This is a genomic window from Priestia abyssalis (assembly GCF_002019595.1).
Classification (GTDB): domain Bacteria; phylum Bacillota; class Bacilli; order Bacillales; family Bacillaceae_H; genus Bacillus_BA; species Bacillus_BA abyssalis.
This window is the reverse complement of record NZ_KV917369.1, coordinates 3,624,902-3,637,354: the sequence shown is the minus strand read 5'-3', so window position 1 is coordinate 3,637,354 and position 12,453 is coordinate 3,624,902. Positions and strand designations below refer to the sequence as shown.

The window sequence follows — 12,453 nt, the reverse complement described above, 5'->3', positions numbered from 1 at the left end:
TTAGCAGGTGTTTATTTTAAAATCAATTTATATTACAAACTATGTCATTAAATATAACGAGAAATATTGAAAGATGGATGTAAGAGCAGGGGGGATAAATTTGAATAGAAGTGAGAAAAAGTCACCTGCCTTATTCGAGCAAATTGAAGAGATGGTAGAGTGGTTAGCTTCTTTTGGAAAAAACGAAAATAATGGAGTTACACGTCCATTGTATTCGCAAGATTGGCAGTTCGCTCAACAAGCGCTTAAAGAGCGGATGGAAGAGGCAGGACTTCATGCTTATTACGATGATGTGGGAAATTTATTTGGCAGATTAACAGGAAAACAAGAAAAGGCTCCTACTATTTTAACTGGATCACATATTGATACGGTTGTAAATGGCGGGAAATATGACGGTGCATACGGTGTAATTGCCGGGCTAATCGCTGTACAATATTTATATGAACATTTTGGGTTACCTGAAAAAAATATAGAGGTTGTTTCTTTATGCGAAGAAGAAGGAAGCCGCTTTCCTATGACATATTGGGGATCGGGCAGTATTACCGGGATTAAATCATTTGAAGATGTTCAAAATCTAAAGGATTCAAGCGGTATATCTTTTGTAGAAGCGATGAGGCAAGCGGGGTTTGGTCAGGGGAATTATCCGCAGCCACAGCGAAATGACCTTGATTGTTTTATCGAACTGCATATAGAGCAAGGAGAAGTATTGGAAAGAGAAAGAACATCGATTGGGGTTGTCAGCCATATTGTCGGACAGAGAAGATATAACGTCACAGTGATTGGTGAAAGCAACCATGCGGGTACAACGCCAATGGGCTGGCGTAAAGATGCAATGTATGCAGCGACCGAACTTATTCAAGTGCTCATACAGAAAGCGAAAGAAACCTCTCCTGATTTGGTTGCTACCGTAGGACAAATAGCTCTTGAGCCGAATGTTTCAAATGTTATTCCTGGTAAGGCGACATTTAGCATGGATATTCGCCATAGTGATGAAAAGATTCTTTTCCAATTTTGCGACGATATATTCAAGGAATTTGGATTGATTGCAAACAGGCACGACACTCAGTTGAGTATCCATAATTGGATGAATGAAAAACCGATAGAAATGTCCGAAGAGCTAAATCGAATTTCAGAATCGATTTTAAAGAACGAATCGGTTTCTTATAAAAAGATGACAAGCGGCGCGGGTCATGATTCCCAAATTTTTGCCCCGTTTTGTCCAACGGCTTTATTGTTTGTACCAAGTCATAAAGGAATTAGCCATTCGCCATATGAGTTTACAAGAACGGAAGATTTAGAAAAAGGCATTCAATTACTAATAAAAGTTTTATATGATTTAGCGTATTGAGGAGGAAAAAGTGATGAAAGTTTTTCAAGAAATAAATTCGCCATTACGAACGATTATGACTCCGGGGCCTGTAGAAGTTGACCCAAGAGTATTGCGTGCCATGAGTACTCCGATTCTTGGTCAGTTTGATCCAGCTTTTACGAATATGATGAATGAAACAATGGAAATGCTTCGTCAAGTATTCCAAACAAAAAATCAATGGGCATTTCCAGTTGACGGAACATCCAGGGCAGGTATTGAAGCGGTGTTATGCAGTGTAATAGAGCCGGGAGATAAAGTATTAATACCTATATTTGGGAGATTCGGACATTTGTTAACAGAAATTGCCGAGCGTAATGGGGCTGAAATCCACAATATCGAATGTGAGTGGGGGACAGTTTTTGATCAACAAGTCATTATAGATGAAATGAAAAGAGTAAAGCCGAAAGTGCTTGCGATCGTGCACGGTGAAACATCGACTGGTTGTATGCAGCCGTTAGATATGATTGGACCTGCTTGCAGGGAGCTTGATGTGTTATGTATTGTGGATGCAGTGGCAACAATCGGCGGAACGGAAGTAAAAGTCGATGAATGGCAGCTTGATGCTGTGATCGGCGGAACGCAAAAATGCTTGTCTGTTCCTTCCGGTATGGCTCCGATTACGTATAATGACCGCGTCGAACAAGTGCTTTCTGTTCGGAAAAAAGTAGAAAAAGGGGTTGCGACAGAGCAAGATAAAGTAGACGTTCAGCAGCCGATCCGCAGTAACTACTTTGATTTAAGTCAGCTGCAAGATTATTGGGGGCCAAGACGTTTAAATCACCACACGGAAGCAACATCGATGCTTTATGCATTGCGTGAAGGAGTACGCATTGTTCTGCAAGAAGGACTAAATGAGCGATTTGCAAGACATCGTTTCCATGAAAAAGCTCTCATGGAAGGGATTAAAGCGATGGGCTTAACATTATTTAATGATGTCCCTTGGAAGCTGCCGATGGTCACATGTGTGAATATTCCGGCTGGAGTCGATGGTGACTCCGTAAGAATGATGCTGCTTCAACAGTTTGGAATCGAGATTGCCAGTTCATTTGGGCCTCTTCACGGAAAGATCTGGAGAATTGGATCGATGGGATACAGCTGCCGAAAAGAAAATATTTTATTTGTGTTGGCAGCTCTTGAGGCAGTACTAATTCGTCACGATGCATCAATTGAAGTTGGGAAAGGTTTACAAGCTGCACTTGATGTATATGAATCTTCAAATTTAGTAGTAAATTAGTCATCCTCCTGAAAGGCCTCGTCATGGAAATCCGGTAAAATCAAGGGGTTTCAGGACGAGGTCTTTCAGTAAAAAAAGCATTTTTGGTGTGTAATTTGAGACTTATGAGACAACCTTTGAACGAGCTGTCTCTGTACAACAGCTCAGTTTTTTCGAACGATAGAAGGAGAATTTATGACACAGTTATTGAAAACGGAACAATGGCTTGCGGGATTACAATGGCTTTTTTTTCTATTCACAAATACTGTTGTAATACCTATTACTGTAGGGGCGGCCTTTCAACTTCCTCAAGATAAAATGATTTCTTTAATCCAATTTTCTTTCTTTTTTACTGGATTAGCCTGTATTTTACAAGCGTTGTTAGGACATAAACGGTCGATAATGGAAGGGCAGTCCGGGCTATGGTGGGGAGTCATTTTAAGTTTGTGCTACTCAGCTCCTGCACAAGGGATGTCATTAACGACACTTGGCGGGAGTTTAGCTGTTGGGATTATGATCTCTGGGATTGTTACGATGTTTATCGGCATTAGCGGTCTTTCACAATACCTTTCGAAGCTATTTAACAATGGTGTTATGGCTGTCTTTATGTTTTTGCTGGGGTGCAGATTAAATACGATTTTTCTAAAAGGAATGCTTGGAATTCCCTTTGGAGACCATTCAGAAACAGCTTCCATAGATATACCTGTGTTTCTATTGTCTAGTGTTGTAACCATCTTTATCATTATTTTCAGTATTAAAGCAGCTCCTGCATTCAGCAAGTATTCCATGTTAATCGGGATTATCGGAGGCTGGATTTTGTTTGAGCTAATGCTCGATAAAAGAGAAACGATGGACTTTTCTGCGAAGATGGACATGGAGCTGTTTCCTCTTGGAGAACCGAGTTTTGATATTGGTATTATTGTCACAGCCGTTATTGCCGGGCTCATTAACACTTCGAATACGTTCGGAGCGATAAAAGGGACGGATGATCTCTATCGAAAAACAGCTGCGCCAAATCAATATAAACAATCATTTGCGATAAGTGGATTGTTCGTCATGATTTCTGGAGTATTTGGGATGGTTCCTTACGCTCCTTATGTATCTTCAATCGGATTTCTTAGTCAAACAAAAATACTGGAGAGGTTACCTTTTATCATCGGGGGTGGAATGTTCATGGTGATGGGCATGATTCCGGCTGTGAGTAATTTAATGGCCAAACTCCCTTTGAGTGTCGGCAGTGCGGTTTTACTTGTAGCTTATTTAAGGTTGCTGCACACATCACTGCAGTATTTTTCTCAAATTCCATTAAATACTCCAAATATTTATCGTCTAGCGATCCCTTTATTTGTCGGAATTATTTTCATAACATTTCCTTCATCCTACTTCGCAACCGTGCCGAGTATTTTGCGGCCGTTGTTTAGTAATGGATTGTTAGTTGGGATATTATTATCATTAGTATTAGAAAATATAAAACTCAATTTTTTAACAACGAAAACTGAACAAGGTCGTTTGAATAAAATGGTTAAAGCAGAGAAATGATTTTTTTGGAATTTTCTATCTGCAGTAATGAATATTTGCTAAATTCATATGTGGGAGGAAGTAAAGATGGATGATAAATGGAATGCTTTTGTCGATCAAGATCTTGCTATTCAGCCGACAGGAACAGGACGATTAAACGGGTTAACATTTGCGGCGAAAGATGTATTTGCGATTGAAGGGTATACAAGCGGAGCCGGGAATCCTGATTGGCTCCTGACACACGGTCCATCAGCGAAACACGCGCCGGCGATTGAGCGTCTTTTAAAGCAAGGGGCAAAATTAACGGGGACAACACATACAGATGAATTAATGTACAGCTTAAATGGTGAGAATTATCATTACGGAACACCTGTTAATCCAAAAGCGCCTGCTCGTATTCCAGGCGGTTCTTCAAGCGGTTCAGCTGTTGCGGTTTCGGCAGGATTAGTTGACTTTGCATTAGGAACAGATACAGGGGGATCTGTACGGATTCCTTCTTCTTATTGCGGTATATATGGATTTCGCCCAACACATGGTGTTGTTTCAACTGAAGGAGTGATTCCATTGGCCGGAAGTTTTGATACGGTAGGCTGGATGGCGAGGGATGCGGGATTGCTGCTGGAGGTTGGCCAACTTCTTATTGATGATCAAAGCGCAAAAGGTGAATTTACCAATGCTTTTTTTGGACAAGATGCGTGGGCAATGTTGGATCAAGAATATAAAGATGCTTTATCGACTATTGTTCCTTCTATTGAGGAGATGGTTGATTGCACTGAATGGGTTAATGTTGCAAAAGAGGGTTTAGCAGAGTGGTCAAGTTCTTTTCGAATCATCCAAGGATCCGAGATTTGGGCGGAACATCGTGAGTGGATAGAAAAAGAGAAACCAGTATTTGGTCCCGGGATCGCTGAAAGATTCCAGTGGACGAGTACATTGAAAAAGAGTGATGTTTTGCCTCGGTTGGAATTAAGGGAAGAAATTCGCCAATCAATGTCATCGCTTTTAAGTGATAATGGGTTGCTGGTCATTCCAACAGCTCCAGGGCCAGCGCCATTGCTGAATTTACATGGAGATAAGGCGGAACAATATCGTGCCAAAACCATGCAGCTTTCGTGTATTGCCGGTTTAGCGGGGTTGCCTCAAGTTACGCTTCCTTTAACAGAGGTAAATGGACTTCCGATCGGCTTATCCTTCATCGCAAATCACCATCAAGACTTAAAATTATTACGGTGGGTCATTCAGTTTTCGGAATACAGAACGATTTAGAAAATTCGGCATGGTCAAAGAACGGCCATACCGAATTTTCTAGACCTAAGCGGCTGACCCCCCTTTCGGAGTTGGTGCCATCCGCATAAGTGAACCTTTGAGGAATAATTCATATTATACGGATGATCGGTTGCAGTGCCCGTTGATGAGAGGGAAATATCTCGAGTTATTAAGTGAAATATGTATATATAAGTTTAATAAATAGTTTGTAAGAGGCAGGGGATGTGTATATGAAGCTGGCAACCATAAAAGTGGAAGGTCATGAGATTGCTGCTATTGTTAATGGAGAAAAAGCAGTTTCGATTAAATCCATAAAAGAGGAAGAAGGAAAAGATTGGGATATAGATCTTTTTAGTATTTTGCAAAAAAATCAACTGGAAGATATAAACAACTGGTATACAGAGGGGGGAGAAGACCGCTTTCATCAATCCCCTCACATTTTAGTAAAAGATCTCTCGTTTGCGCCTTTATATCGTACCCCGGGAAAAATTTGGGGTGTTGGTATGAACTATATGGAAAAAGCGATCGAATTGTCAGGGAAGCCTCCGGAAGAGGATCCGGTCATTTTTATGAAACCAGACACCAGTCTAATTGGAACGGAAGAAATGATTAAACTGCCGCTTAAATTCGGACAAGTTACAGCGGAAGCTGAGCTGGGGGTTATTATCGGGCAAACATGCAAAGATGTACCAGTAGAAGATGCAGCTAATGTTGTGGCTGGCTTTACCACGACGATGGATATGACAGCCAAGGATATTCATGCCAAAAACCCTCGTTTTTTGCAGCGCTCTAAAAGTTTTGATACATTCTTTAGTTTTGGGCCTTATTTTCTTACCGTCGATGAATTCCCAACCATTAAAGATGTGAGCGTAGAGACTGTTCTAAATGGTAAAGTTCATCACCGTAATGTTGTAGCGAATATGATGTTTCAACCGTGGTGGATTGTCTCCTTCTTTTCGCAAATTATGACATTGCATCCGGGGGACGTCATTATGACTGGGACACCAGGATCTGTCATCATTCGGGAAGGGGATATCGTAGAATGTCGTATTCCTGGATTTAAGCCATTGCAAAACAGCGTAGGAAATGGATAAATGATAAATTTGCATAAATAAAAAACCAAGCATACATGCTTGGTTTTTTATTTATGCACTATTAACATCTGTGGTATATTATATAACATTTTATTTTTGGGTTAAGGTATATTTTTAGTTAAAATCGACAAGAAAATAATAAAAATTTCATATATCCTCTAATGATTTATATAAAAGCTTCGTTTAAACTTTAATCAATGTAACAATATATAACATTATATGTTATATAAAGTGCGAGCTAAATAAAAAGGGGGGAGAGAAGTTTTACACAAAATGAAATGTTTGTATAAGAAAATAGCAGACTATTAGGAGGAGTTTAAAATGGAGCTTAAAAAAAGTTCAGCGGGTCCGGTAAAAGTATATCAAGAACCTCAATTACCGAAGAGTAAGTTTACAATGCCTCATATCTATGTCATTTTGTTTATATTTATAGCACTTGCATCGATTACAACTTATATTATTCCGGCTGGTGTATTCGAGAGAATTCCCGGTCCGGAAGGCAGAACGACAATTGACCCCGATTCCTATCGGCAAGTGGAAGCGACACCTGTCACGTTTACCGGATTTATGACGGCTATTCCCAAGGGTTTGGTAGCTGCCGGCGAGGTTGTTTTCTTTACATTTATTATTGGTGGAATATTTGCAGTTATACGAAAAACGGGATTAATCGAAATAGGCGTCGATAAGTTAACGAAAAAATTTGCAAATAAAAGTATCGTGGTAATTCCTGTGCTTATGTTTGTATTTGCTGTTATATGTAGTTTGATAGGTACTCAAGAGTTAAGCCTTGTATATGTCCCTGTAATTCTTCCTTTAATGATTGCGTTGGGATACGATTCCGTAGTAGCGGTTTCAGTCGCTTTAGTAGCTACTACAGCAGGATTCATGACGGGGTTTCTTAATCCTATCAATACAGGTTTAGGGCAAAAAATATCTGGACTCCCGGTTTTTTCAGGAATAGAGCTTAGAATTATTGCTTTTGTAGTATTTGTTTTAGCAGGAGTTATTTATATTATCCGTTATGCTCAAAAGGTAAAAAAGAATCCTAAAGCTAGTTTGGTATATGAAGAAGATGCGCACAAAAGAGCTGTCTACTTAAATAAATCTCAGGCGAAAAAAAGTCAACTGACAATCAGGCAAAGGGCAGCTTCGTTTGTATTATTAGGCTTTTTTGTTTTATTAGTATATGGCGTTATAAGTAAAGGGTGGTTTATGCTTGAAATGGCAGGTCTTTTCATTATTATGGGCATTGCCATCGGGCTAATTGTTGGTTTAAAATTGACAGAAATATGCGAAGGATTTAACGAAGGTTTTCGCGAGGTACTGGTTGGCGCAATGATTGTAGGTGTAGCGAGAGCGGTTGCTATAGTTATGGAAGAAGGAAAAGTAATGGATACCATTGTACATAGTTTAGGTGGTTTAGTAGGCGAATTTCCAGCAGTGTTCAGCGCTATCGGAATGTTTATAGTGCAGATGCTATTTAACTTTCTTATTCCATCTGGGAGTGGCCAAGCCTTAGTAACCATGCCGATCATGGCACCTCTATCTGATTTAATTGGAGTAACTAGACAAACAGCAGTCTTGGCCTATCAATTTGGGGATGGAATAGGAAATATACTATTTCCTACATCCGGTTACTTTATGGCTACCCTCGCATTAGCAGGAGTTGCTTGGCAAAAATGGGTACGATTCTACTTGCCGTTGTTTTCCATCTGGTTTTTGCTTGTTCTGGTATTTCTAGTTATAGCTCAGTTAACCCAATGGAACGGTTAACATTGAAGCACGAAATGTCAGTATAATTCTAACTATATAGACAGCATTCGTTATTGTAATAACTAGTTTTTATTGAGGCAGTTGTTTTCTTCTTTCTTAGAAACCAACTGTTTTTTATTTTAGATGTTTTTGTTAGATGCTGGTGCTTGTGAAGAGTTAAAAGTATTTATCTAATGTGAGTTCTGTTTTTTTGTTTACAATACACAAACAAAAAACAAAAAATTCACAATTTTTCTAATGAATTATAAATGGAAATCATATAAAATGTCATTAAATGTTATATTTTATTACATAAAAAGTTATGTTTATTAGTGTTATTCAATCTATAAAAATGGATAAGAAGAGCGCTTTTAATTGCAACATACGCTTTATTTATAAGGAGGAGAGGGAATGGAACGTTTAGATGTCATTATTAAGAATGGAAAGGTAGTGCTTTCTACAGGTGTAATCGAAACTGACATCGGTATTAAAGATGGGAAAATTGCCGTTATTAAAAAAGAAATAACAAATGAAGCCGATTTGACATGGGACGCTGAAAATCAATATGTTTTTCCGGGCATGATTGATGTACATGTGCACTTTAGTGAACCGGGGAGAGAGCACTGGGAAGGGTTTCATACAGGTTCGATGATGATGGCAGCAGGAGGATGCACAACGTATTTTGATATGCCATTAAACGGAATTCCTTCAACTGTCAATCAAGATGCCCTTAATGAAAAGGCGAGGTTAGGAAATGAAAAGTCATTTGTTGACTTCAGCTTATGGGGCGGGCTTGTACCGGGAAATGAAAAGGACTTAGAACCTCTTGCTGGGTCGGGTGTGATCGGCTTTAAAGCGTTTCTCTCCACAACAGGAAACAAGGAATTTGAAGCGGTTGATGACATAACATTGCTAAACGGGATGAAAATGATCGCTAAACTGGGTAAAGTTTTAGCGCTTCATTCAGAAAGTGCGGCAATCACAAACTGGTTAAAAGAAGAGAAAGAAAAGGAAGGTAAATGCGGTGCCGATGATTATTTAGAATCACGTCCGATTATGGCTGAAGTTGAGGCGGTAGAACGCGCCATTTACTATGCGGAACTTACTGGATGTCCCCTTCACTTTGTGCACATAAGCTCGGCCAAAGCAATAGAAAAAATCGAAGAGGCAAAACAAAGAGGAATGAATATAACAGTTGAAACTTGTCCGCACTATTTATTATTCAACCATGAGCATCTGAGGGAATTGGGTACTATCGCTAAGTGCGCTCCGCCTTTGCGCGAAAAAGCAGAGCAGCAAAAACTAATTTCTTTATTGATTGATCATAAATTTGATATGATTTCTTCAGATCATTCCCCATGCCCTTATGATTTAAAAGATCCTAAAGTTCATAATCTGTTTCAAGCATGGGGCGGGATTAGCGGAGGACAATTTTCATTGCTTTCGATGATTGAACTTGCTGTAAAGTATGATATACCATTTGAGGCAGTAGCAAAATGGACAGCATTAGCGCCGGCAGAAAGGTTTGGACTTTCAGATCGAAAGGGGAAAATTGCTGAAGGGGCAGACGCTGATTTAGCCATTGTGACATTAGAAGAACCTCATGTAGTTACCGAAGAAAACTATTATGCCCAACATAAACAAAGTTTGTATATAGGCCATACTTTCCCATGTAAAATCACTGGGACTTTCAATAGGGGAAAATTAGTATTTAAAGATGATAAAATAGTAGCCCAAAAGCCTGGCGGCGGGTGGATAAAACCTCAAGAGTATGCGGCAATTAAATAAGTTTAAGGGCTCTGGTACAAACGATTTAAAATTTCTGCACCAGAGCCCTTATTTTAGGAAAATCGGTTCTTTTTCCAGGAACTCTTTATATGAAATAGCCATCCTTTTCTCCTCCTTTATAACTTCATTCCCATTCGGCTTTTATACCTTTTTATGAGAGTTTGGCAGTCCACGCTGACAACTCCTTGCAGTGGATAGAGCTTTTCTACTTCCATTTCCTGATTGTCTGCGAAAATGCCATGCATATGTAATTTGCTTGGCCCTGTCATGTGATAAAAGCTCGTGACGGAATGTTCGTTGGCAAGTTGCTCGGCCACTGTTTCCAAATATTTCGGTTCTACTTCCACGCTAAAAAAAGCAGATACATGAATACCGATTTTGATGGGATTAATAACGGTCGTGAATTTTTCGATGACACCTTTTTCCGTTAAGTTGTTAATTCGCATCTGCACTGATGCAAATTCCCACTGATTTTTTAGCTGACAAATTCGGACGAGTGAAAGTATTGGTATTTGATTACATATTATTTGGAGTAGCAACCTATTTAAGCGGAACAGCGACCACATTTGTCATGTTTTTAATGATGCGCGTTTTAAGGGGATTAGGAGAAGGGACGTATTTTGCGTTTATATCATGATCTTTTGTTCATCAAAAAGAATTACGAATCAGGGGAGGAAAACGTGCTATGAAGGAAGCAATCGTAGGAACAAAATCGATGGTCGTCAGTCCGCATTATTTAGCATCTGCAGCTGGAAATGCCATTTTACGAAAAGGAGGGAACGCTTTTGACGCTGCCGTAGCGGTGAGTGCCTGCTTAGCTGTTGTCTATCCTCATATGACAGGACTTGGAGGAGACTCTTTTTGGCTGATGTATAAAAAGAGTGATGGAAAAGTACGTGCCTATAATGGAAGCGGACGATCAGGCCATCGAGTAACGCGTGAAAAGTTCAGTGGCCAAACGTCCATTCCTACCCGCGGAATCCAAAGTGTGATTACGGTTCCGGGGATGGTTGACAGTTGGGATGCGGTATTGAAGGAGTATGGAAGGCTGTCATTAGCCGATGTACTGGAACCTGCCATACAGTATGCCTCTTTTGGGTTTCCTTTTTCAAAAGATCAATATGTAAACACGCTGCATAATATGAAATTATTTGAGGAACAGCCCGACACAGCGTCCATTTTTCTGCTGCAAGACCGTGCCCCTCGGATCAACGAAAAATTTGTCCAGACGCATTTGGCTGCTACATTAAAGGAGATTGCCGAAAAAGGCCGGGATCACTTTTATAAAGGAGGAATGGCTAAACGGATTGTATCGAGTCTTCAAGAAAAAGGCGGATTGCTGGAAATGGAGGATTTCGCTGATCACTATGGATCGTGGGTTGAGCCTTTATCATCCTCCTACCGTGGATATACTCTGTTTCAAGTACCGCCTAATTCGCAGGGATTTGTCGGATTAATGGCCTTAAATATATTAGAAAATTATGACTTAAGTACCATTTGTCATGGTTCTTATGAATATTATCACATATTGATAGAATCGTTAAAAAGAAGTTTCCAGGACCGGAATCAATTCTTAACAGACCCTGATTTTTCTTCAATCCCTTTAGAGAAATTGTTAAGCAAGACATATGCAAAAGAAATGGCAGAATCCATCAATCTTCATAAAGCAAATGATGTAATGACGCAGCCTATCGGGAATGACACTGCCCATGCCGCGGTGGTGGATGAAGAGGGGAATGCTGTATCGTTCATTCAAAGTCTTTATTTTGAATTTGGATCGGGTGTAGTAGCAGGAGATACAGGCATTCTCATGCAAAACCGTGGTTCTTTCTTTTCGCTTGACCCATCGCATGTTAACTGTTTGGAACCGAGAAAAAGAACTTTTCATACTCTTATGCCTGCCATGGCATGCAAGAACGGAAAGCCTTTCATCATATACGGTACACAAGGGGGGGAAGGGCAGCCGCAAACACAAACGGTCATGATTACACGAATGATTGACTATAATATGAATCCTCAGAAGGCGATTAATGAGCCAAGATTTGTATGGGGAAGAACATGGGGAGAGGCAACACAGGAGCTGAAGATAGAAAGCCGAATTGATCCGGAAGTGGCAAAAGCACTGGAGGCAGCAGGCCATATCGTGAAAAAAGTCAACGAGGTCGACAAAGTCATGGGCCATGCTAATGCCATTCTAATTGATGATCAAGGCTTTCTGCACGGCGGAGTGGATCCTCGGAGCGATGGAGCTGCCATTGGCTGGTAACGTGAAAATAAAAAACGCTATTCTTTTTGTGTATGGAGCAGAAAGAATAGCGTTTTTTCTATGAGTCTATCAAATTCAGTTAAGTATATTTTTATTGCTATAGGACGTATTTTAAAGTTCATGACAATTTAAATTTTGGGTAAATTTTCATATTTTTCTCTTTTTATATTGACTTTGATAATCATTA

General features: G+C 39.8%; 9 protein-coding genes and 1 pseudogene. 9 read left to right on the top strand and 1 reads right to left on the bottom strand.

Translation table 11 applies throughout. From position 1 onward, the window contains the following. The first annotated feature begins 100 nt into the window (after positions 1 to 100). The 7 genes from allC to BK575_RS17460 all read left to right on the top strand — a co-directional run bounded on the left by allC (position 101) and on the right by BK575_RS17460 (position 10,000). Positions 101 to 1,348 (top strand): allantoate deiminase, encoded by a 1,248-nt coding sequence (gene allC, locus BK575_RS17490; RefSeq protein ID WP_235867408.1) that lies wholly within the window; start codon positions 101 to 103, stop codon positions 1,346 to 1,348. Positions 1,349 to 1,361: 13 nt separating this feature from the next. After that, on the top strand, positions 1,362 to 2,603 hold the full coding sequence (locus BK575_RS17485; RefSeq protein ID WP_078412094.1) for a pyridoxal-phosphate-dependent aminotransferase family protein: 1,242 nt from the start codon (positions 1,362 to 1,364) through the stop codon (positions 2,601 to 2,603). A 174-nt stretch (positions 2,604 to 2,777) separates the two neighbouring features. After that, on the top strand, positions 2,778 to 4,121 hold the full coding sequence (locus BK575_RS17480) for a uracil/xanthine transporter (protein ID WP_078412092.1): 1,344 nt from the start codon (positions 2,778 to 2,780) through the stop codon (positions 4,119 to 4,121). Positions 4,122 to 4,187: 66 nt separating this feature from the next. After that, positions 4,188 to 5,366, top strand: coding sequence for an amidase (locus tag BK575_RS17475; RefSeq protein ID WP_078412090.1), 1,179 nt, complete (start codon positions 4,188 to 4,190; stop codon positions 5,364 to 5,366). A gap of 230 nt (positions 5,367 to 5,596) precedes the next feature. Next, a complete protein-coding gene (locus BK575_RS17470) occupies positions 5,597 to 6,460 on the top strand; it encodes a fumarylacetoacetate hydrolase family protein (protein WP_078412088.1) in 864 nt (287 codons plus the stop codon). A gap of 321 nt (positions 6,461 to 6,781) precedes the next feature. Next, complete coding sequence (locus tag BK575_RS17465; RefSeq protein ID WP_078412086.1) at positions 6,782 to 8,233, top strand: YfcC family protein; 1,452 nt, start codon at positions 6,782 to 6,784, stop codon at positions 8,231 to 8,233. Between the two features lie 390 nt (positions 8,234 to 8,623). Further along, on the top strand, positions 8,624 to 10,000 hold the full coding sequence (locus BK575_RS17460; protein ID WP_078412084.1) for an allantoinase: 1,377 nt from the start codon (positions 8,624 to 8,626) through the stop codon (positions 9,998 to 10,000). Positions 10,001 to 10,116: 116 nt separating this feature from the next. On the opposite strand, the pseudogene BK575_RS17455 reads toward BK575_RS17460, so the two are convergent. Beyond that, a pseudogene (locus tag BK575_RS17455) lies at positions 10,117 to 10,455 on the bottom strand (Lrp/AsnC family transcriptional regulator); the annotation flags it as partial. On the opposite strand from BK575_RS17455, the gene BK575_RS28145 reads away from it, so the two are divergent. Both BK575_RS28145 and ggt read left to right on the top strand, forming a co-directional pair. After that, the gene (locus BK575_RS28145; RefSeq protein ID WP_139368065.1) at positions 10,455 to 10,637 is read left to right on the top strand and encodes an MFS transporter; all 183 of its coding nucleotides are present in this window, start codon (positions 10,455 to 10,457) and stop codon (positions 10,635 to 10,637) included. The pseudogene BK575_RS17455 and the gene BK575_RS28145 overlap by 1 nt on opposite strands. A 48-nt stretch (positions 10,638 to 10,685) precedes the next feature. Beyond that, on the top strand, positions 10,686 to 12,266 hold the full coding sequence (gene ggt / locus BK575_RS17450; RefSeq protein WP_078412080.1) for a gamma-glutamyltransferase: 1,581 nt from the start codon (positions 10,686 to 10,688) through the stop codon (positions 12,264 to 12,266). Positions 12,267 to 12,453 lie beyond the last annotated feature (187 nt).

Coding starts and splice junctions, on each gene's coding strand:
- BK575_RS17485 (WP_078412094.1), top strand. CDS start 1,362: ATGAAAGTTTTTCAAGAAATAAATTCGCCATTACGAACGATTATGACT.
- BK575_RS17480 (WP_078412092.1), top strand. CDS start 2,778: ATGACACAGTTATTGAAAACGGAACAATGGCTTGCGGGATTACAATGG.
- BK575_RS17475 (WP_078412090.1), top strand. CDS start 4,188: ATGGATGATAAATGGAATGCTTTTGTCGATCAAGATCTTGCTATTCAG.
- BK575_RS17470 (WP_078412088.1), top strand. CDS start 5,597: ATGAAGCTGGCAACCATAAAAGTGGAAGGTCATGAGATTGCTGCTATT.
- BK575_RS17465 (WP_078412086.1), top strand. CDS start 6,782: ATGGAGCTTAAAAAAAGTTCAGCGGGTCCGGTAAAAGTATATCAAGAA.
- BK575_RS17460 (WP_078412084.1), top strand. CDS start 8,624: ATGGAACGTTTAGATGTCATTATTAAGAATGGAAAGGTAGTGCTTTCT.
- BK575_RS28145 (WP_139368065.1), top strand. CDS start 10,455: ATGCAAATTCCCACTGATTTTTTAGCTGACAAATTCGGACGAGTGAAA.
- ggt (WP_078412080.1), top strand. CDS start 10,686: ATGAAGGAAGCAATCGTAGGAACAAAATCGATGGTCGTCAGTCCGCAT.